Source organism: Treponema putidum (assembly GCF_000755145.1).
Classification (GTDB): Bacteria; Spirochaetota; Spirochaetia; order Treponematales; family Treponemataceae; genus Treponema_B; species Treponema_B putidum.
This window is the reverse complement of sequence record NZ_CP009228.1, coordinates 2,407,163-2,427,056: the sequence shown is the minus strand read 5'-3', so window position 1 is coordinate 2,427,056 and position 19,894 is coordinate 2,407,163. Positions and strand designations below refer to the sequence as shown.

20 protein-coding genes are annotated in these 19,894 nt (G+C 36.0%); 17 read left to right on the top strand and 3 right to left on the bottom strand.

Translation table 11 applies throughout. The features are described from left to right. Positions 1 to 13: 13 nt before the first annotated feature. Positions 14 to 676 (bottom strand): L-serine ammonia-lyase, iron-sulfur-dependent subunit beta, encoded by a 663-nt coding sequence (gene sdaAB / locus JO40_RS11185; protein WP_044979403.1) that lies wholly within the window; start codon positions 674 to 676, stop codon positions 14 to 16. Positions 677 to 848: 172 nt separating this feature from the next. On the opposite strand from sdaAB, the gene JO40_RS11180 reads away from it, so the two are divergent. Both JO40_RS11180 and JO40_RS11175 read left to right on the top strand, forming a co-directional pair. After that, positions 849 to 1,244 (top strand): DUF4418 family protein, encoded by a 396-nt coding sequence (locus JO40_RS11180; RefSeq protein ID WP_044979402.1) that lies wholly within the window; start codon positions 849 to 851, stop codon positions 1,242 to 1,244. An 8-nt stretch (positions 1,245 to 1,252) separates the two neighbouring features. Beyond that, a complete protein-coding gene (locus JO40_RS11175) occupies positions 1,253 to 1,924 on the top strand; it encodes an ABC transporter ATP-binding protein (protein ID WP_044979401.1) in 672 nt (223 codons plus the stop codon). Positions 1,925 to 2,026: 102 nt separating this feature from the next. Here the strand turns inward: JO40_RS11175 and JO40_RS11170 are convergent, their stop codons facing one another. Then, positions 2,027 to 3,691, bottom strand: coding sequence for an ATP-binding cassette domain-containing protein (locus tag JO40_RS11170; protein WP_044979400.1), 1,665 nt, complete (start codon positions 3,689 to 3,691; stop codon positions 2,027 to 2,029). Positions 3,692 to 3,918: 227 nt separating this feature from the next. Between JO40_RS11170 and JO40_RS11165 the strand changes: the two genes are divergently transcribed. The 14 genes from JO40_RS11165 (at position 3,919) to JO40_RS13910 (ending at position 17,508) form a co-directional block, all read left to right on the top strand. Then, complete coding sequence (locus JO40_RS11165; RefSeq protein WP_044979399.1) at positions 3,919 to 5,187, top strand: FTR1 family iron permease; 1,269 nt, start codon at positions 3,919 to 3,921, stop codon at positions 5,185 to 5,187. Positions 5,188 to 5,227: 40 nt separating this feature from the next. After that, positions 5,228 to 5,851 carry an iron transporter gene (locus JO40_RS11160; protein ID WP_044979398.1) on the top strand — a complete coding sequence of 208 codons (624 nt, stop codon included), beginning with the start codon at positions 5,228 to 5,230 and terminating at the stop codon, positions 5,849 to 5,851. A 392-nt stretch (positions 5,852 to 6,243) separates the two neighbouring features. Beyond that, on the top strand, positions 6,244 to 7,203 hold the full coding sequence (locus JO40_RS11155) for a Fe-S-containing protein (protein ID WP_245608867.1): 960 nt from the start codon (positions 6,244 to 6,246) through the stop codon (positions 7,201 to 7,203). A gap of 242 nt (positions 7,204 to 7,445) precedes the next feature. Continuing rightward, positions 7,446 to 8,723, top strand: a complete 1,278-nt coding sequence (locus tag JO40_RS11145; RefSeq protein WP_044979396.1) for an ABC transporter permease — start codon at positions 7,446 to 7,448, stop codon at positions 8,721 to 8,723. Positions 8,724 to 8,756: 33 nt separating this feature from the next. Further along, positions 8,757 to 9,893, top strand: a complete 1,137-nt coding sequence (locus JO40_RS11140; protein WP_044979395.1) for an ABC transporter permease — start codon at positions 8,757 to 8,759, stop codon at positions 9,891 to 9,893. Between the two features lie 27 nt (positions 9,894 to 9,920). Beyond that, positions 9,921 to 10,613, top strand: coding sequence for an ABC transporter ATP-binding protein (locus tag JO40_RS11135; RefSeq protein WP_044979394.1), 693 nt, complete (start codon positions 9,921 to 9,923; stop codon positions 10,611 to 10,613). Then, the gene (locus JO40_RS11130; RefSeq protein ID WP_044979393.1) at positions 10,610 to 11,071 is read left to right on the top strand and encodes an FMN-binding protein; all 462 of its coding nucleotides are present in this window, start codon (positions 10,610 to 10,612) and stop codon (positions 11,069 to 11,071) included. The genes JO40_RS11135 and JO40_RS11130 overlap by 4 nt, the downstream gene beginning before the upstream one ends. 18 nt (positions 11,072 to 11,089) lie before the next feature. After that, complete coding sequence (locus tag JO40_RS11125) at positions 11,090 to 12,301, top strand: ABC transporter permease (RefSeq protein ID WP_044979392.1); 1,212 nt, start codon at positions 11,090 to 11,092, stop codon at positions 12,299 to 12,301. A gap of 123 nt (positions 12,302 to 12,424) precedes the next feature. Beyond that, the gene (locus JO40_RS11120; protein ID WP_044979391.1) at positions 12,425 to 13,096 is read left to right on the top strand and encodes a DUF2259 domain-containing protein; all 672 of its coding nucleotides are present in this window, start codon (positions 12,425 to 12,427) and stop codon (positions 13,094 to 13,096) included. Between the two features lie 80 nt (positions 13,097 to 13,176). After that, positions 13,177 to 14,022 (top strand): fumarate hydratase, encoded by an 846-nt coding sequence (locus JO40_RS11115; RefSeq protein WP_044979390.1) that lies wholly within the window; start codon positions 13,177 to 13,179, stop codon positions 14,020 to 14,022. A gap of 14 nt (positions 14,023 to 14,036) precedes the next feature. Beyond that, positions 14,037 to 14,600 carry a Fe-S-containing hydro-lyase gene (locus JO40_RS11110; RefSeq protein WP_002669045.1) on the top strand — a complete coding sequence of 188 codons (564 nt, stop codon included), beginning with the start codon at positions 14,037 to 14,039 and terminating at the stop codon, positions 14,598 to 14,600. A 6-nt stretch (positions 14,601 to 14,606) separates the two neighbouring features. Beyond that, complete coding sequence (locus JO40_RS11105; RefSeq protein WP_044979389.1) at positions 14,607 to 15,638, top strand: nucleotidyl transferase family protein; 1,032 nt, start codon at positions 14,607 to 14,609, stop codon at positions 15,636 to 15,638. Between the two features lie 13 nt (positions 15,639 to 15,651). Then, on the top strand, positions 15,652 to 17,091 hold the full coding sequence (citX, locus tag JO40_RS11100) for a citrate lyase holo-[acyl-carrier protein] synthase (RefSeq protein WP_044979388.1): 1,440 nt from the start codon (positions 15,652 to 15,654) through the stop codon (positions 17,089 to 17,091). A gap of 243 nt (positions 17,092 to 17,334) precedes the next feature. Next, a complete protein-coding gene (locus JO40_RS13910; protein WP_158506578.1) occupies positions 17,335 to 17,508 on the top strand; it encodes a hypothetical protein in 174 nt (57 codons plus the stop codon). Positions 17,509 to 18,048: 540 nt separating this feature from the next. Here the strand turns inward: JO40_RS13910 and JO40_RS11095 are convergent. Further along, positions 18,049 to 18,303 carry a hypothetical protein gene (locus tag JO40_RS11095; protein WP_044979387.1) on the bottom strand — a complete coding sequence of 85 codons (255 nt, stop codon included), beginning with the start codon at positions 18,301 to 18,303 and terminating at the stop codon, positions 18,049 to 18,051. A gap of 308 nt (positions 18,304 to 18,611) precedes the next feature. Between JO40_RS11095 and JO40_RS13200 the strand changes: the two genes are divergently transcribed. Next, a complete protein-coding gene (locus tag JO40_RS13200) occupies positions 18,612 to 19,781 on the top strand; it encodes an ISAs1 family transposase (protein WP_245608866.1) in 1,170 nt (389 codons plus the stop codon). Positions 19,782 to 19,894: the final 113 nt, after the last annotated feature.

Sequence of the window (19,894 nt, the reverse complement as noted above, 5' to 3'; positions counted from 1 at the left end):
AATCCTTTTAAAATTATACCGGCTGAATCAGGATGACATTGTAGATGTGTTCTATTTGCAAAATCTCTTCCTTTAATTCGGGACCGACGCTTAAACCGTCCATTTGAAGGCACATTGTAGCGGTTCCTCCTCGATAGTCCCTGCCTATATGAATTTGCGAAATATTTATCTTGTATTTTGCCGTTACACTTGTTATTGCAGCTATTCTTCCCGGAATATCCTGATATTCCACTACCATTGTAGGGCTTTTACCGCTAATTTCTACCGATTTTCCGTTTATTTTGGTAATTACGATATTCCCGCCCCCTATGGAGGAGCCTTGAACGGAAAGCTCTTTTCCGTCAATCCCTGTCAGCTCAATTAAGGCAGTGTTAGGATGAGCATTAGGAATATCTATAGGTTCAAAGGATATATCCAAGCCCTGTTCTTTTGCAAGGGTTAGGCTGTTTCTTATACGCTCGTTTTCAGGTTTCATTCCCATAATACCTGCTGCAATTGCCCTATCGGTACCGTGTCCTTTATAGGTGTAGGCAAAGGAACCGTGCAGATAAACTTTTGCTTTTACAGCCGGTTCTGCGAGAAGCACTCTTGCTAAATAGCCGATTCTGACGGCTCCTGCCGTATGTGAGCTGGACGGCCCTATCATAATCGGGCCTATAATATCGAAAACATCCATATTCGGCGTATTATATAATAAAAAATTATTGAAGTCAATATGAGGGTAAATATAAAAACCTTGCCGGTTTTTATATAAAAATAAGATTGTTTATGTAATATGGGGTTGACATTTTTTTTGATGTGTATATACTCAAGATTGTGTTTTAAATTTTTATAGACTTAGGAAAAAAATGAAAAGATACATATTCAGCATTTTCATTATTATAATCGGCTTATTGGTTTTATTTGCTCCGTTCGGATTTGCGCATGTGTGCTCTCCTAAGGCTGACGGCAGTTTTATGAAATGCCATTGGATGGGAGAAGCTGTAAGACTGTTGGGCGGTCTGATTACCTTATCCGGCCTTGCTTTTTTTATTTGTAAAAAATCCCGTTTCGGAATATCCGTATACAATATAGGAATCGGGGGCAGCCTCATTTTGCTTGAAACTCTTGTTATAGGCACATGTAAGAACTTAAATATGAACTGCAATGTTTACACAAAGCCTATAGTTATTTTATTGGCTATTGCTTTGATTACAGTAAGCATTGTTTATGTTTTTCTTTCGCGTAAAGAAAAACATAACTGAGGAGACTTATGCTTTTAAAAACAAAATCTCTTTCCAAATCCTTTGCCAGAGGTAAGAACTCTTTTTTTGCCGTAAAAAATGTTGACTTTAACATTGAATCGTCCGACTTTGTATTTATTGTAGGGCGTTCGGGTTCAGGAAAAACAACCTTTCTTAATTTGATATCAGGTATTTTAGATCCTACTGAAGGGCAGGTTTTTTTTGAAGATAAGGATATTTCATCTATGAACGATACCGATAAGAGTTTTTACCGCAACGAGTCAATAGGCTTTGTTCCGCAGTTTTTAACGTATTTGCCGAACCTTTCGGTATTTGATAATGTAAGGGTTCCGTTTTTTTTATTTACCAGGGACGGCGACAGTGAAGGAAGGGCTTTAAGTCTTTTGGATTTGATGGATATTGCCGATTTAAAGAATGAGATGCCTCAAAATTTATCCGGGGGAGAAATAAAGAGAATGCTGATAGCAAGGGCTCTTATGAATTCTCCAAAATTACTCATTGCAGACGAACCTACGGCGAATCTTGACACTGAAACGGCAAAACAGGTTATGAGCCTTATGTATAATGTAAACAAGATGGGAACTGCCGTTTTGATTGTAACCCACGATTCGGAAATTTTAGAAAAGAAAAGCAATATTTACCGGATGGATAACGGTAAGCTGAAAAAAGAATCTGCGTAAATTACATGAGCCGACTGCAACCACCTTATAAGAACATACAATGCGAAACATTTAGCATTGTACCCTAATGCTCTGCGTCGGGGTTGTTGATTTTAGTGGACCTTAACTGATTTTTTCGGCATCGTTCTCATAAAATTTTTTAAATAGAGAATTTTTATTTTCCAGCAAGGCGGAAAAGTTTCCGTGTTCTGCAATTTTGCCGTCTTTCATATAAATAATCTCATCACATTTTTTTAGGGTTTCAGGATTTAACCGATGTGTGATAAAAATAACGAGCTTATCTTTTTGTGCCGTAACTATGTCTTCGATAAGTTTAATGCTGTAATTATCCAAACCGGAATTGAATTCGTCAAGTAGAAAAACTGAAGCATCTTTTACTAATGCACGAGCCATTGCAATTTTTTGTTTTTCGCCGCCTGAAACGGTCGAATCAATCTTATTACCGTCAGCTTTCCGTTTTTTTGCCAATTCGTTTAAAGCTAGTTTTTCTATGATGCTGCCGGAACAATCTTTTTTATTGAGGAAAATATTTTTTTCAAGCGTGTCTTCTAAAATTGTGATGTTTTGCGGAATATAGCAGATGTTATCAAAAATTTCAGAAGTACTTAAAATTTTTCCATTGTATGTAATGTGTGAGCCGGAATCTAAAATACCTGCGATCAGTTTTAAAAGCGTACTTTTCCCTGAACCGGCTTGACCTACAACCGCATATTTTTTTCCACCTTCAAAATTAAAGTTGATATTTTTTAAAATGTGTTTTTCTTCAACTGAAAAATTCAAATCCGATACGCTAATGTGTTCAATGTGTATTTTATGCACAGCATTGCCGGTATCGAAATTCACTTCCGCATCGCTTAGATGAAACTTATTTTTAATTTTATTATTTAATTCTTTTCCTGCTTTGTAATTTGTGTATAACCGTCCCAGTTCTCCGATAGGCGAAGTAATTGCTCCGATTAAACTGCCGGCAGCAAGTACCGCTCCGATAGAAACTATTTTGTAAATTGATAAAACCGCAGCGGTACCCATAACGATAATTGTCGCAAGAAGGCCTATACTCATCATCGTTATTTCCGTTTTTGTCATTGCCTGTTTTTGTTTTCTGTGAGACGACAAAGCCGTATCGGTACTTTTAAAAATCAGCCTTTGAGACCAGCCCAATAAGTCTTCCATCCGTAAAAGCAAATTAGCTTCTAAGTGAGACTTAAGATTTTGTGCATAGGCTTCATTATCCTTTGATAAAATTTCAGTAGCTTGTACCATCGCCTTGCTTCTTGCTTTCATAAATGCCGCCGATATGCAGCCGAAAACAAAAATTAAAACAAACAATAAGGGGTGAATTGTGATAGCGACAACCGTGCCGCATATAAAATGAAATATTTGCTGCAGAGCGGTCAAAAAGGAAGTAATATAGAGCGTCTCGATTTGCATTGCATCATTTGTTAAGGCGTTTATATATTCACCGGAATCTACATTTTCTCCGTATTTTGTAAGGAGAGCCGATGAATAAACCGCATTTTTATATCTAAGCATATACTGACATACAATCTTATGAAAGTAATTCTTAACTATGTAGGTAATTATAATCAAAAATAGTACATAGATAACACATACTGCCAAAAATTTGAGGAGTGTTTCGAGTGTACCGGTATTTGCAATATCGGCTAAGCGGGCAAGAATAAGAGAAAAGGAAGCATCCAATGCTGCTTGACCGAGTGCAAGTAAACAAACCAAAGCCGCTTCCCAAAAATTTTTAAAAATTTTCATTTTTTCCTCCGAGACCTATTTTATTATAACCATACCATAGTATACCTATTTTATCAATCAGTGCTCCAGCACCTGTGCTCCAGCACCTTAAAATTGCCTTAAAAAGAGGCATTTTTTGCGGTATTTTTTTGAAATTTATTTTTTAAATATGTATGCGATACTTGACATTTTTTATTTGAGTAAGTATACTTACGTAGTAAGTTATCTATTACAATTTTGGAGTTATTATGGAAGTAATAAAGAAAGGCTCAAAAAGGCTTTTGGTGTTTTTTTTATTGTTTTCTCTTTGTTTATCTCTTTTTGCAACAGAAAAAGAAGATTTGAGTTCTTGGACTAAAATAGTCGAAAAAATGGAAATCCGACTGAATAATGCCTACGAATTGTATACACAGGGTAAAACCCGTGAAGCTTATGATGAGGTAAATGCCGCTTATTTTAGATATTACGAATCCAAGGGAATGGAAAAGATAACGATGAGCTACCTTTCCGGTGCACGTAAGACAGCTGTTGAAAACGCTTTTTATGAGTACAGAAAAAACGTAAAAAGCGATAAGGATAGCGAAATGATAAGAGCACATAAGGATGCTCTTATTGCAATGCTCTACCATGATGCAGCCGAACTTGACGGTACTTCCAATGACAAGGGGGAAAGCGGAAAATCGGCTGCCGTTGCTACCTTTATTTCATGCTTTGTTCTTGTATTGCGTGAGGGCTTGGAAGCTATTTTGGTTATAGCTGCTATTATCGCTTACCTTGTAAAAACCGGAAAAAAGAAGTATATATCTTCCGTTTACATCGGAGCTCTTGCAGGTATTCTTGTAAGTATACTTTTAGCCTTTTTATTCGGTTTATTGGCAGGTGCACAAAGCGGCATAGCTCAAGAAGTTTTTGAAGGCATAGGAATGTTTGTTGCCGTAATAGTTTTATTCTATGTAAGCAACTGGATGATTTCAAAGTCTGAAACTGAAGCATGGGAAAGATATATTCAAAAGAAGGTTGAGTCTTCGGTATCGACCGGTAATAAGTGGGTCTTGATTTTTGCCGCCTTTATTGCCGTTGCAAGGGAAGGAGCCGAGCTTATTTTGTTTTTTCAAGGTGTTCCCGTTCAAGGTGCAAGCGGCCAAAGAGCTATGATTTTAGCTGTCGTATTATCCGTAGTAATTTTGGCAGGTGTTTTCCTTGCCTTTAGATTTTTAAGTGTAAAACTGCCCTTAAAACCGTTTTTTACGGTAACAAGTATTTTGATGTACATACTTTGTTTTTCATTTACCGGAAAGGGTGTTTCGGAATTGCAGGCTGCAGGTGTGGTAAGTAAGACCATAATTCCGTGGATGCAAAGTTTTGAGTTGGATTTTTTAGGCATATATGCAACTTATGAAAGTTTAATACCTCAAATAATCGTGTTAGTTGCTATTATTGTATTTTCCAGTTTATATGTCAAAAAAAATAAAAAGATTCTTGCCGAATTAAAGAAAAAAGAAGGCGAGAATAATTAATTTGGGCCAAAAAAATTAAATATAAAAGGAGAGTTTTTAAATGAAAAAAACTTTATCTTGTATTTTTGCATTGCTTGCAATTGCTTTTGTAATTACATCATGCGAAAAAAATGAAACGGTTCAGGAAAAAAAGCCTGAAGCCGTTGCAGAAAAACCTGCTGCTCCGAAACCCGAAGAAGAAGGTGCTGCAGGATTTGATGAGTTCCCCATCGGCGATGAGCAGGATGCCGGAATATTAACGGTTGCAGGTGTTTATTTTCAACCTGTAGATATGGAGCCTGCCGGTAACAGCTTGTCAAAGAACGAAGCCGATTGCCACATGGAAGCCGATATTGCCGCCAATGATAAAGGTTCAACATTGGGTTACGGTGCAGGCGACTTTGTTCCTTACTTACACGTTAAGGCTTACATCCAAAAAGTAGGTTCTTCAAAGGTACAGGAAGTTGCATTTATGCCGATGAATGCCAGCGACGGACCTCACTATGGTGCTAACGTAAAATTTGAAGAAGGCTTAGGCAAGTACAATATCAAGTTTGAAATTAAGGCACCGGGAAATGACTATCTTCTCCATGTTGATAAAGAAACAGGTGTTACCGGACGCTTCTGGACGGAACCCATCGTTGTTGAATGGAAAGATTTTGAATGGGCAGGACCTCAGTGGTAAACTTGTCCAAGTAGTAGTATAATACTAATTACTCATTCAATTTGTAACCGCCGAAGCTAAAACTTCGGCGGTTACTTTTGACGTTTTTGTTTTTGGGAGGTGCATCATTTTAAAATTTTATATAAGGGTTATTGAAGCAGGCATTGGATTCGCTTTAGTCCTTGCAGTTGTTTTTGCCTCATTTAGAACCCAAAGGCCCGAAAAAAAACGGTATATTATTTTATTAAGTATACTCACAGGATTTATCGGCAGCATTGTTTCTGCAATATTAAGATCTATTCCTAATTACATAAATAGAACTAACTTTGCCTTTTGGTCGATGATTCCCGTCAGTATATTTTTTTTAATTTTAATTTTTCTTTTGCTGTTTAAAACAAAAAATTCTTTATTGTATGAAAATTTCTTCAGCACAGCAGTTTTTTTTATATACGGCAGCAACGATATTTTATTATCTTCCTGTCATAATAACTCTTTCCACTACCTTAGTTAATTACGGGGAAAGTGCTGTAAGTACCCTCGTTTTATACAGACTTATAGGTTACTTACTCGGAATAGTTTTTATTATTCTTGCAAGTCTTTCAATTTATAAAACCTTAATAAAGTTATCCGATATTGAATTAAAAGTTACCGTAATAGCTTCTCTTTGTATTTTAGGGATAACTCAAATTGTGGTTATACTACAACGTTTGTATTCTTTAAGGATAATTCCGCGGAATGATTTTATTTTTTGGTTTATTGCAAGCGTAGTAAATAACGGAAACTTTTTTATCTTTGCCGTTATTGTGTTTATAATGTTTGCTCCAATTCTTTTATGGAAAAAAAATATTAAAATTACCGAACCGTACAATAATAATGCCGAATTAAGAAAAATAAAAGCAAAAAAAAGGAATGCAAAAAGGTGGGCTAGATTTTCTTTAAGTCTTTTATTGATTTCGGTTTTTTCTTTGTCTTTTTTGCGCTTTTATGTAGACCGAGAAGTTCCTTTATCTCCGCCTGAAAATTATACTATTGAAGACGGTATGGCTGTTATTTCTTTAGAGCAGTTGGAGGATGATAGACTCCACCGTTATGAATATATAACGGAACAAGGAATCAGTATGCGTTTTATTGCCATAAAAAAAAGTGAAGGCTCTTACGGTGTAGGCCTTGACGCCTGCGATATCTGCGGTCCAAGCGGTTATTTTGAGCGGAATAATGAGGTAATCTGTAAACTTTGCGATGTAGTTATGAATAAGGCTACGATAGGTTTTCCCGGAGGATGTAATCCGGTTCCGATTCCTTATATTGTACATGCCGGGAATATTAAAATAAAAATATCAGACCTTGAGTCCGAGGCTCATCGTTTTAAATAAATAGGAGGCTTATTTTAGACAATGCAGTTGGCATTGTCTAAAAACGCTGTCGAGTTTGCCTTGCAGGCAAACGTCGCTTATTGTATGCCGTTTCTTACTGACGTTACGAAACGGCGGAATTCGACAGCTTCGAAATCTGAAGATTTCTACGGTTGTCGAATTTTAAGGAAAGTTTTTATAGGAGATATGATAAACAGCTCGGCAGGAATTCTGCCTCACTGTTTATAGATATTGGAGGAGATATGTTTTGGAGAATGATAGCGGGTGCCCTTTTTAGACAAAAGGGAAAAATGGTAATGATAGCTTTTACCATTGCCCTAGGTGCAAGTCTTTCAACCTCGATGCTTAACACAATGCTTGGTGTAGGGGATAAGGTAAACCAAGAGCTTAAAACCTATGGAGCTAATATCAATGTTGCCCATAAGGAATCTTCTCTTTTGGATGATATTTACGGTGAAGAGTCGGGAAATACAAAAAAATTCTTAAAAGAAGATGAATTGTATAAAATTAAAACCATATTTTGGGCATACAATATTGTCGATTATGCACCTTTTTTAAATGTGCAAGTAAACTATGACGGGGGGGATAAACCCGTGCGCCTGTCGGGTACATGGTTTGATTTTAAAATAGATCTTCATACCGGGCAGGAAGTTATAACCGGAATAAGAAGGATGCGTACTTGGTGGGAAGTAAACGGAAACTGGGTTTCGGATGATGATAATTCTTCATGCATGGTAGGAAGTCTTTTTGCAGGAAGGAATAACTTAAAAGTAGGAGATGAGATCAAACTTACAAGTGCTGCAGCATCTAAAACCTTAAAAGTTTCCGCAATTTTTAATTCGGGAAGCAATGAAGATGAGGTAATTTTTACTACATTACATACCGCTCAAGAATTTTTAGGAAAGACAAATGTTTGCGAAAGTATTGAGGTAAGTGCTTTGACAACTCCCGACAATGATTTGGCAAGAAAGGCTGCAAGAAGTCCTTTAAGTTTAACGATAAAAGAAATGGAAATATGGTATTGTACTGCCTATGTAAGCAGTATTTGTTATCAGATTCAGGAGGTTATAACGGATGCGGTTGCAAAGCCGATAAGACAGGTGGCCGAATCCGAAGGAGCTATCTTAAATAAGACAACCTTGTTAATGCTTTTAATTACTATTTTAAGTTTGATTGCTTCGGCTCTTGGCATTTCAAACTTGGTAACGGCCAGCGTTATGGATAGAAGGACGGAAATCGGTTTAAAAAAAGCCATAGGTGCAAGCAACATTGCCGTTACCGTTTCGGTTTTAACGGAGGTTATGGTAATAGGAATTATAGGAGGAACAGCCGGATATTTTATAGGATTGGGCTTAACGCAAATAATAGGCCGAAGCGTTTTCGGCTCTGCAATTCCGCCTGCCCCCATGGTCATTCCTATTGTGGTTCTTATTATTTTTTTGATTACCCTTTTAGGAAGTCTTCCGTCTGTAAGATATTTATTAAAACTAAATCCTACGGAAGTTTTACACGGAAAATAAATGTTCCAGTTCAAGGTGTTAAGGATGTAAGATATGACTAAAAATAAGATGTATTTTAAAATGATAATGAGTTCTTTATTGCGGCGCCGTTCAAGAATGTTGGTGGCTTTACTGGCTATTGCAATCGGTGCAACCGTTTTATCGGGCTTATTGACTATTTACTACGACATTCCGCGTCAAATGGGAACGGTGTTCCGCTCATACGGGGCAAATATGATATTTTTGCCTTCCGAAAGCGATACGAAAATAAGAAAAGATCAGATAGATAAAATTAAAAAAGAAATTGACTCTGAAAAACTTGTAGGTTTTGCTCCTTATATTTATAAACCTGCAAAGGTAAACGAACAGCCTTATATGATAGCTGCTACCGATCTTATAAGTGCAAAGAACAATAGTCCCTATTGGCTTGTGAGAGGACAATGGCCTAAAGAAAAAAAAGAAGTTTTAATAGGTCATGAAATAAGTATGGCTATAGGCTTATCCGTAGGAGACAATTTTATTGTAAATACTCCAAAACCTGACGGAGATGTAACCGTAAACGAATTCAAAGTTTCAGGCATCGTTACAACAGGTGGTGTCGAAGAAGAGTTTATCTTTATGAGCCTTGAGGATATAAAAAATATTATAGGCTATAATGATGCCTTCGATGTAATTGAGTGCAGTATTGACGGAAATAGGGACTATCTTAATTCGGTTGCCGAAAAAGTTTTAAAAAATGCGGAAGGTATTACTCCCCGTCTTGTTAAGCGTGTTACCGAATCTCAGGATACGGTTTTAAGTAAACTACAGGCCCTTGTTTGGATTGTTACCATTATTGTTTTGTTTTTGACTATGATATGTGTAACCACTACTATGATGGCAGTAGTGGTGGAACGCAGAAAAGAAATAGGTTTAAAAAAAGCTTTAGGTGCTTCCAATAAAAGTGTTGTTATAGATTTTTTGGGAGAAGCGGTTATGCTTGGGCTTATGGGCGGTATTTTAGGAATAGGCCTCGGCTACTTATTTGCAAATAATGTAAGTATAAGCGTTTTTGCAAGAGAGGTTTCCTTTCCCGTAAGGCTGGCTCCTTTTACCGTAATTTCTTCCATAGTTATCACTATTATTGCATCCCTCTTTCCGGTAAGGGCGACTGTGGATGTTGATCCTGCTCTTGTTTTACGCGGAGAGTAATCTTAATTTTAAGGAGAATTTGAATTTATGAATATTTTAACCTTAACCGAAATTTCTAAAATATATGGAGATCTTAAAGCACTTGATAAAATAAATTTGACGGTTGAAGAAGGAGAGTGGCTTTCGATAATGGGGCCTTCGGGTTCAGGTAAAACCACATTGATGAACATAATCGGCTGTATGGATAAGCCTTCTTTAGGAAAAATTGATTTGGCAGGTCAAGACATTTCAAAACTTTCTTCTAAAGAATTGACGATAGTCAGGCGGGATATGATAGGTTTGGTTTTTCAACAATTTCATCTTGTAAACTATCTTACAGCCCTTGAAAATGTAATGATGGCTCAGTACTATCACAGTATTCCCGATGAAAAGGAAGCTCTTGAAGCCCTTGAAAGTGTGGGCTTAAAAGAAAGAGCCAAGCATCTGCCCAATCAATTATCGGGAGGAGAACAGCAGCGTGTCTGCATTGCTCGTGCTTTAATAAATCATCCAAAGCTCCTGCTTGCCGATGAACCTACGGGGAACTTAGACGAAAAAAATGAAAAACTTGTAATGGAAATTTTTGAAAAACTCCATAATGCAGGAAGTACAATCATAGTTGTAACCCACGATCCTGAGGTTGCAGATCAGGCTGAAAGGATGGTTGTTCTTGAGCACGGTAAAATAGCAAGAATTGAAAAGATGAGCAGGGTAAGGTCGTCAAGAGGAGATAATGTATGAAAAATTATAAAATTATTTTTTTTGCACTATGTGTTATCTGTATTTTTTCCTGTTCAAAAACGGAAACAAAGAAAAGCATAAAATATAAAGACGGTGTTTATACGGCTCTTTCAAGTATTAAAGACGATTGGGGCGGAACAGCCGAAGTTAAAATAAAAATTGAAGAGGGTAAGATTGTTGAGTGTACGTTTTTGTCTTATGAAAAAAACGGAAATCTAAAAGGGCCTGAATACGGAAAAGTTGACGGAGTTATAAAAAATATAGGCCTTTATAAAATTGCTCAAGCCTCTGTTTTAAGATCGGCGGAGTACGGTCAAAAATTGGTTGAAACTCAAAATATCGATGAAGTTGATGTAATAGCCGGTGCTTCAATTTCTTATAAACTATTTAAGGACGCAGTTGAAAATGCATTACGGGGTGCAATGCAAAATGCAATGCAAAATGCAAAAGAAAATTAAGGAAACCTCTAAAAAACTATGGAGAATTTACAAACAAAAAAACTGACCGCCTATGAGCTTGCAAAATTGAATATCAAAAGAAAACCTTTTAGAACTGCAAGCCTAATTATTCTTACTGCTGTTTTAGCCTTTAGCCTTTTTGCAGGCAGTTTTTTGGTAAAAAGTTTAAAGGGCGGAATGGTGTCTCTATCAAACCGCCTTGGTGCGGATATTATTGTCGTCCCCCAAGGCTATGATTCAAAGATTGAAAATGCCTTATTGAGGGGGGAGCCTAATAGTTTTTATTTTGATACTGAAGTTGTAGAACGAGTAAAAAAAATTGAAGGAGTCGAACTTGCATCTCCTCAGCTTTTTATTGCAACCCTCTCTGCAGGCTGCTGTTCATTTCCTTTGCAGATTATCGGTATCGATTTTGATTCCGATTTTAATGTAAAGCCTTGGCTTAAAAAACAGATAAAACTACCCCTTTTAGATAATCAAATTGTAGCCGGAAGTAATGTGTCAGGTGATTATAATTCCCAAGTAAAATTTTTTAATCAGCCTTTTGTAATTGCCGGACGTTTGAGCAAAACAGGAATGGGCTTTGATAATTCCATTTTTATGACAATAGAAAATGCAAGGAAGCTTGCAAAAGAGTACGAAAGAATTATGCAGCATCCTGTTGCAAAAAATGAAAATTTGATTTCAAGTGTCATGGTAAGGATTAATCCGAGATACGATGCAGGTGAGGTAGCTAAAAAGATAAGAGAAGAATTTAAGGGAGAAGAAATTTATCCTTTAATATCAAAGAGGATGATGACGAATATATCTTCAAGTATTTCAAGCTTAAATGTCTATGTTTATATCCTTATTGCGATCTTATGGCTTCTTTCATTTATCGTGTTGGCTGTTTCTTTTTCTTCGATTTTTAATGAGCGTAAAGAAGAATTCGGAATGTTGAGGATAATAGGAAGTACCAAAAAGAAGTTATTTGAACTTGCGGTTTTAGAATCTCTTATGATAAGTATGTCGGGAGCAATTATAGGAACGGTTCTTTCATGTTTGATTATGTTTTTATTTAATCAGGCAATTGTTACAGGAATGAAGATGCCTTTTTTAAACCCTTCTTTTCTTTGGACATTTGTTTGCTTTCTTTTGACCTTTGCCCTTATTTCGGTAATCGGCCCCCTCGCAGCCCTTAAAACTATGTACAGCTTTACAAAAAAAGAACCGGCTTTATCAAAATCTTAAAAGCCGGCTTTATCCAAATTTTGAAAGCCGGCTTTATCTCAATTTTAAAAGCCGCTTTATCCAAATGATTTCTTAAGTTCTTTTTTTTTAAGCCGATATTTTAGAATAGATGAGAGGTGTATTATGCGTAAAGCTCTGATTTCTTTTTGTTTTATTCTTTGTTCTTTTTTTCTGTTTGCAGGCGATATTGCAACCTTTTCGAATTTAGGTTTTTCACCTGATGGAAGTAAATTTGCTTTCGGCCAATACGGCTTGACCGATGAAACCTATCGTGCTTATGCAGAAATATATTGCATTGATGTAGAAGCAAACAACTTTTTGCCTTCAGGACGCTTTATAACAAGTCCGACATCTGAGACTGCCGATAAAGACAGTAAAAATATATTTTTAAGCCTTTTGGATAGGGCTAATCCTTCCCTTTTAAAATGGAAGATAAGCGATAAAAATGAGGGTAGGGCTATTTATTCGGCTACAGACTCTACAATAAACGAAACAACCTTGATTTTTAAGGACTTTGAAACCAATGATGAGTATAAGGTCATGCTGTACAAGGATAAAAAATCCAATTTAGAAGCATCTTTTTATATTGAAGTTGAAATCATAAAACCTAACGGTAATAAGATAAAAAAAGAAGCCGGCCTAAAAGGAAAAACCAGATCAGGTGTACGGGACTACGCAATAAAAAAGGTAATTATCGATAACACAAACACAAGCCTCATCTTTGTAATAGAAAAACATCAATATGATAAAATGGGAAACTCCATCCGCTACATGGTAGAAACAATTAAGCTATAAGTATTTCCGCATCAATTGACAGTAAACTTTTAATGTTCTATAATTACCCCCAAGAATAACTTTTGGGGGTATTTTTGAGTATGCACATTGTAGAAGCAAAAAAAATTACGGAAGAAGTTAAGAGGATGGCTATTGAGGCCGCCTATTATCTTCCGCAAGATGTATTGACAAGTTTAAAGATGTCGCGGGAAGCCGAAAAGTGGAGCTTAGCCCGTGATACACTCGATCAAATTATAGAAAATGCCGATATTGCAAAAAATACGAATTCGCCCATGTGCCAGGATACGGGAATGGCTGTAATTTTCGTTACGATTGGGCAAGATGTTCACATTGAAGGCGGATACATTGAAGATGCTATAAATGAGGGTGTAAGACAGGGCTACACGGAAGGTTATTTAAGAAAATCCGTTGTTGCCGATCCAGTTTACAATAGGGTAAACACAAAGGATAATACACCGGCAGTAATCCACTATAATATTGTACCCGGCGATAAACTTCATATTATGTTTGCAGGCAAGGGTTTCGGCTCCGAAAATATGTCCCGCCTTGCAATGCTTAAGCCCTCCGACGGCCTTGAGGGGGTAAAAAAATTCATATTGGAAACTGTAGAACTTGCAGGGCCTAACCCCTGTCCTCCCATAGTTGTAGGTGTCGGAATAGGCGGTACCGTAGATAAGGTAACCTTAATAGCAAAAAAAGCCTTGATGAGACCGATGGATAGTTATAATCCCGATCCTTTCTATGCTAACCTCGAAAAAGAAATGCTTGAGAAAGTCAACGCCTTAGGTATAGGCCCCCAAGGTTACGGAGGTAAGACTACGGCTTTAAGGGTTTTAATCGAAACCTATCCCACACATATTGCAGGTCTTCCTATTTGTGTAAATATAAACTGTCATGCAACACGCCATAAGGAAGTTACTTTATAAGGGAGGAAGGAAAAATGTCTGAGATGAAAAAACTTACAACACCATTTACAAGGGAAGATTTAAAAGATGTTAAGGCCGGAGATATTGTTTTATTGAACGGCTATATTTATACGGGAAGAGATGCAGCTCACAAACGCCTATGCGAACTTTTAGAAAAGGGAGAAAAACTCCCCATAGATGTAAAGGGGGCTGTCATGTACTATGTAGGTCCGAGTCCTGCAAAGCCCGGAGAGCCCATAGGTTCTGCAGGGCCTACAACCAGTTACCGAATGGATGCCTATACACCTCAGCTTTTAGATGAGGGGCTTATGGCTATGGTCGGAAAAGGAAAGAGAAACGATGAGGTAGTTGCAAAAATAATAGAACATGGAGCTTGTTATTTTGCCGCCATCGGAGGAGCCGCTGCCTTGATTAAAAGCCGAATTAAATCGGCCGAAGTTATCTGCTATGAAGATTTGGGAGCTGAAGCTGTCCGTAAGCTCTATGTTGAAGACTTTCCCGTAACCTGCATAATCGATTCCAAGGGGAACAACCTTTATAAACTGGGACGTGAAGAATACCTAAAAAGCCTAAACTAAAGGTAGATGACTAATTTACAAAAAATTAACCTAGAGCTTAAAAGTCAAAAAGAAAAATTTACAGCTCTTTTAAAAGAAAACGGCCTTATTGCGGACTCCCTTGAAAGTGTTTACGGCATTTTTGATGAAGCCGACAATTTGGCCGCCTGCGGAGGGCGGGAAAAAAATATCTTAAAATGCTTTGCCGTAAAAGATGAATTTAAAGGCCTCGGTCTTACCGATGAGATTCTTTCTGCCCTCTTAAAAGACGCTTACGGAGAAGGTTATAAGTTCTTTTTTATATTTACAAAAAGATCAAGCGTTTCTTTTTTTACGGGGGCAGGTTTTATAAACTTAGCCTCATCGGATGATTCTTCCTTATTATACAGGGGAGAAAAAACCGTAGAGGAGGTTTTAAAGAATGAGCTTTTTCCTTATTGCCCTGACGGTATACCTTACGGTATAAGCGATGAGGGAAATGCAGCCATAGTTATGAATGCAAATCCCTTTACCCTCGGCCACAGATATTTAATAGAAAAAGCCTTAGACTATTGCGGAAGCCAGAGCCTCCTTTTTGTTTTTGCCGTTGAGACCGACAAAAGTTTTTTTTCTTTTAATGACCGTTTTATGCTTATCAAAAAAAATACGGAAGACTTAAAAAATGTAGTAGTGCTTCCCTCATCTCAATTTTTAATAAGCGGGGCGACATTTCCGTCCTATTTTTTAAAAGAAAAAAGTTTAATAAGTAAAAATCAAACCCAGCTTGATGCAAGGATATTTTTAAAATACTTTGTACCTCTTTTTAATATTAAAATTCGCTTTTTGGGAGAAGAACCCTTAGACCCGAGTACCGAAATATATAATCAAACTTTATTGAATGAGCTTCCTCCTCAATGTGAGGTAAAAATAATTGAGCGTAAAAAAACTCAAAATCAGCAAATTATTTCCGCAACGCAAGTTCGAAAGGCATTTCAAAATAATAGTCTTGAAGATGTCCGATCCTTTTTACCCGAAACGACTTATAATTTTTTAAGGTCTTTAAAACAAAAGACTAATTGATACCGGAGAAAAGATGAGTTTATCTTTATTGGAAAAAAGAGAAAAAACCGACTCCTTTGAAAAAGAACTTTTAAGCCGTTTTCCTTTTAAAACACTTGTAGTAATCAGGGCCAATATTCCGGGCGGAAAAAAGGGCTCAATCGAATCGAATTGGATTGTATACCGCATTTTTTTGGAATGTAAAAAAAAGATGGCCCCTATAAAAATTTTTCATTCCTACACCGATGAAGAAGGCTTAATCTTTTTTTTGATTGTAGATGCTCCGCCCTTGGAAGTGAAAGCTTTGAGCATAAAAATTGAAGATGATGAATCCCTTGGCCGTCTTGCCGATATCGATGTTTTAACTGCGGAAAAACTTTTTTCGCGTAATGATTTCCCCCAAAATAATAAGAGGCGGAAATGTTTTTTATGCGAAAAAGATGCCGTGATCTGTGCGAGGAGCCGTGCTCATTCCCAAAAAGAAATAATGAATTTTATCTTAAAAAAAGTTCATGAAGATTGGTCTTTCAAAAAATCGGACGACGACCTGTCTAACGACCAGTCTTACGACGGGGATATTTTTGAGCTTTTGGGTAATTTAACCGAAAGCTCCCTCCTTGCAGAGCTTTGCCGTCCATTAGGCTTCGGCTGTGTTACAGCTAATTCTCAAGGCTCCCACAAGGATATGGATTTTTTACTCATGCTAAAATGTATTCCCCTAATAGGGAGTGCAATTAAAAATTTAAGTGAAAAAGATTGCGAATCCTTTGAAGCCCTGCGTGAATACGGAAAAAAACAAGAAAAAAAACTTTTCGATTTAACGGGCGGGGTAAACACCTATAAGGGTGCCTTATTTTTGCTTCTTATCTTAAATGCCTGCACCTTCCGTATAATAAAAGAAAAAAAAGCCTTCACCGATTTAAGCAAAGAAATTGCAGATTTTTCTCGTCCCTTAAAAAAAGATTTTGAGCTTAAAGCCTGCTCCCCGGCTTCTTTACAAGCCTTTAATAATTTAGGGAGCGGGGGAGTGAGGGGCTTAGCCCTTTCAGGCTTTGCAGAACACTTTCAAAATTGGCTACCCCTCTATAAAAAAACTTTTTCAGAAGGCGGGGACTTTGTAAAAATTATTGTTAAGATGATTGAAACTACCTGCGATACTACAATTATAAAGCGCAAGGGCGAAAAAGCCCTACTTGAGGTACAAAAAAAAGCTTACAGTCTCCTTTGCATAGAGGATAAACCGGCTCAAGAAAGAGCTATAAAAGAATTTTCCGAATGGTGCGAAAAAAACAATATCTCGACAGGCGGCACCGCCGATAAGATTATCATTTTGTACAATCTGGCACTGATAAGGGAGATTTTTCAAGATTTAATAAGTAAAACCGTCAAAATACCGGAAATTTCTCCTCTTGTTAAAGAATTAACCGGTATTATAAATGAAAGTGATTTAGAAAGTATAAGCTATATATACTGATAAGACTCCTGAAGAATTTATAAAAAATATGAAGTATAGACAGTATGAGTATAATATATTTTGAGAAAAACTTCTATCCGCATAGACAATAAATTTTAAAATTTAAATTATTTTGGAGAAATTTTATAATTTTCTATTGACAAAATTCGTTTATTTACATATAATGTAATATATATAATAGTCGTATTAATACTTTTTTATAATATTGATAGTAATATCTATATAATATTTTAGGAGTCTATAATGGCTAAGTATACTGAGTGCCTTAATGACATCGGTAATCGGATTATTGATACAGGATGGAAAAAAGCTAAGTTAAATGGAACAAAACCTCTTGATGAGATTAATAAACTTTGGGAGCCTATGTTTGGTAGAGGGAATATATATAAACGAACCCCCAAAAAGACCAACATCTGATGGTTTGTCTAATTTACTTTAAAAGTTGCTAGAAAAGTTTTAGGAGGGATTTGCGTTATGGATTTAATAGAATTTATAAATTCATTTGGAGAAAAAGAGATTTTTAATCCAAAAAATCGTAATGCTACAGAAAGGCCATTTGGTTATGATTATTGGTCATAAAGCAAAAAAACTTGGATGCCATATGAGTTTTCTGATGAAGAGAAGCGAAGAAGGGGGGCTCCAACTGAGAAAAGTGATAGGTCATGGTAATACCTTGTAATTTATTATAAAATAATACTTTGCCATAGTTGATTTATAATCAACTATGGCTTTTTTTTATAATTTTTTTTAATCTGATCCATTTCATATGTTATTTTTATTTATACTTCAATATTTAAGTTTTAATCCCTGTAGTATTATTTAATTATTACAAATATTATGTTTATAAATCATATATAATATTATTTGCTAAAAAACACTAGAAGAGTGGCGTTTACATTCTAAAGAATAGACAAATCTTCAAAGTTGTTATAGTTATACATATACCTAACATCAATCCTAATCATCATCATCGTCATCATAATCTTCTTCCGTGGGGTTACGTCCATTCATATCATAAAAACAACTTTTACAAATAGTCCGGCCATTATATCTTCCGTATAATTCGTTATAGCAATCATCGCATAGTGTCTTATCACAACAATCGCAACATCCCTCGTCTTCAAAATATTCAGGCGGAATATGGCAACCACATTCGCTACAATAAACCAACTCATTATCATTCAAAGGGAAATTATAACTCAAAAAGCTCATATTTCAGCCTCCTGTATGTATATCTGATATGTTACTATATTTTTAGGTAAAAGTCAATTAAAGGATTGGATAAATCATTATCCTATACGGGATATTTGGCTATAAAACAGACAATCAAATATATACCTGAATTTAATAAAAAATGGTATTTTTGGGCAATACCTCTTATAATTTATACAGTTCTTGACAATCAGAGATTTTTGCTTGACAGAATTTACAAAAATGAATATAATTTGATTTATTATACAATTTAAGGTAAAATTTATCAAAATATGTTAGTAAATGCTGTGTCTATTACAGTAAGCGGTGTGGCACGGAAATCAATTTTGCTAAAAACTGCCGATAATGAAGGTATGGAAATAGAAAATATATTTGATTACTTTAACGACATCAAAATAATTAGCAATCACGACGGATATTTTTACAGCGTAAAGGAAGCTTTAAAAATATTACTACTTGGACTTCTTTGTGGACGTAAAAATATTAGAGAGATACACGAGTGGGCAACTGAAGATATTATAAAAGAAAAACTTCGTAAAGAATTCGGAATAGAGAAAATACCTTGCTATTATTGGCTAACCTGTCTACTTAAATTGATAAACATAGACTCATTAAACGAATGTTTTATGAATATGGCTGAAGCTCTTATCAAAGAATACGGTACAGAAAAGCCTCTTACAATAGCGATAGACGGAAAAACTATCCGTTCAACAGATAAAATGAGCAGCTATGAAAGTCCGCTGCACATAGTCTCTGCACAAGTTGCAGAATTTGGTATAACATTGGCACAAAAATGTGTTAAAGGAAAGACAAACGAGATACCTACGGTTCAAGCTCTTATAAAAACTCTTAATATAAAAGGGCATATAATCGTTGCAGATGCCTTAAATTGTCAAAAAGAAACGGCAAAAATCATAAAAGAGGGAAAAGGGGACTATTTACTGTCGGTAAAAAGGAACCAGCCTTTACTAAAAACGGATATTGAAGAATATGTTCAAGATGAAATTTTAAGAAAACAAATGGAAACAGCTTGTAAAAGTGAAAAAAATCGTGAAAGAGTTGAAAAGCGAACAGCCTTCTGCACAACTAATTTAGGTTGGATGGATAATACAGATGAATGGGAGGGGTTAAGCTGTATTGGAGCTATTCATTCAGAGTTTAAGAGTAAGAAAGGAAAGAGTGATGAATGGCATTATTATATTTCGAGCAGAAAACTTACAGCTCAACAGCTATTGGATATAGCAAGAAAAGAATGGGTTGTAGAAACCATGCATTGGTTATTAGATGTTCATTTTAGAGAAGACTTTTGTCGGCTTTTAGATAAAAATCTACAACAAGCCTTGAACATAGGACGGAAAGTGGCGTTAAATTTGGTCTCGCGATACAAACAAAAAAATGCACCTAAATCTTCTTTGTCACACATTATGTTTAAAGCTCTCATGGATATATCTTTTATCAAAAAAATATTACAAAATTGATTTCCATGGCGGTGTGGTAATATGGTATTTAGGTAGTCTATAGGATTGGTGATTAGTGTCGTATTATATTAGTTATATAGGTAATTATTACTTCAAAATAATAAAAAAAAGAG

Excerpts from the sequence above, each read along its gene's own strand:
- sdaAB (WP_044979403.1), bottom strand. The coding sequence starts at position 676 with ATGGATGTTTTCGATATTATAGGCCCGATTATGATAGGGCCGTCCAGC.
- JO40_RS11180 (WP_044979402.1), top strand. The coding sequence starts at position 849 with ATGAAAAGATACATATTCAGCATTTTCATTATTATAATCGGCTTATTG.
- JO40_RS11175 (WP_044979401.1), top strand. The coding sequence starts at position 1,253 with ATGCTTTTAAAAACAAAATCTCTTTCCAAATCCTTTGCCAGAGGTAAG.
- JO40_RS11170 (WP_044979400.1), bottom strand. The coding sequence starts at position 3,691 with ATGAAAATTTTTAAAAATTTTTGGGAAGCGGCTTTGGTTTGTTTACTT.
- JO40_RS11165 (WP_044979399.1), top strand. The coding sequence starts at position 3,919 with ATGGAAGTAATAAAGAAAGGCTCAAAAAGGCTTTTGGTGTTTTTTTTA.
- JO40_RS11160 (WP_044979398.1), top strand. The coding sequence starts at position 5,228 with ATGAAAAAAACTTTATCTTGTATTTTTGCATTGCTTGCAATTGCTTTT.
- JO40_RS11155 (WP_245608867.1), top strand. The coding sequence starts at position 6,244 with ATGAAAATTTCTTCAGCACAGCAGTTTTTTTTATATACGGCAGCAACG.
- JO40_RS11145 (WP_044979396.1), top strand. The coding sequence starts at position 7,446 with ATGTTTTGGAGAATGATAGCGGGTGCCCTTTTTAGACAAAAGGGAAAA.
- JO40_RS11140 (WP_044979395.1), top strand. The coding sequence starts at position 8,757 with ATGACTAAAAATAAGATGTATTTTAAAATGATAATGAGTTCTTTATTG.
- JO40_RS11135 (WP_044979394.1), top strand. The coding sequence starts at position 9,921 with ATGAATATTTTAACCTTAACCGAAATTTCTAAAATATATGGAGATCTT.
- JO40_RS11130 (WP_044979393.1), top strand. The coding sequence starts at position 10,610 with ATGAAAAATTATAAAATTATTTTTTTTGCACTATGTGTTATCTGTATT.
- JO40_RS11125 (WP_044979392.1), top strand. The coding sequence starts at position 11,090 with ATGGAGAATTTACAAACAAAAAAACTGACCGCCTATGAGCTTGCAAAA.
- JO40_RS11120 (WP_044979391.1), top strand. The coding sequence starts at position 12,425 with ATGCGTAAAGCTCTGATTTCTTTTTGTTTTATTCTTTGTTCTTTTTTT.
- JO40_RS11115 (WP_044979390.1), top strand. The coding sequence starts at position 13,177 with ATGCACATTGTAGAAGCAAAAAAAATTACGGAAGAAGTTAAGAGGATG.
- JO40_RS11110 (WP_002669045.1), top strand. The coding sequence starts at position 14,037 with ATGTCTGAGATGAAAAAACTTACAACACCATTTACAAGGGAAGATTTA.
- JO40_RS11105 (WP_044979389.1), top strand. The coding sequence starts at position 14,607 with ATGACTAATTTACAAAAAATTAACCTAGAGCTTAAAAGTCAAAAAGAA.
- citX (WP_044979388.1), top strand. The coding sequence starts at position 15,652 with ATGAGTTTATCTTTATTGGAAAAAAGAGAAAAAACCGACTCCTTTGAA.
- JO40_RS13910 (WP_158506578.1), top strand. The coding sequence starts at position 17,335 with ATGGCTAAGTATACTGAGTGCCTTAATGACATCGGTAATCGGATTATT.
- JO40_RS11095 (WP_044979387.1), bottom strand. The coding sequence starts at position 18,303 with ATGAGCTTTTTGAGTTATAATTTCCCTTTGAATGATAATGAGTTGGTT.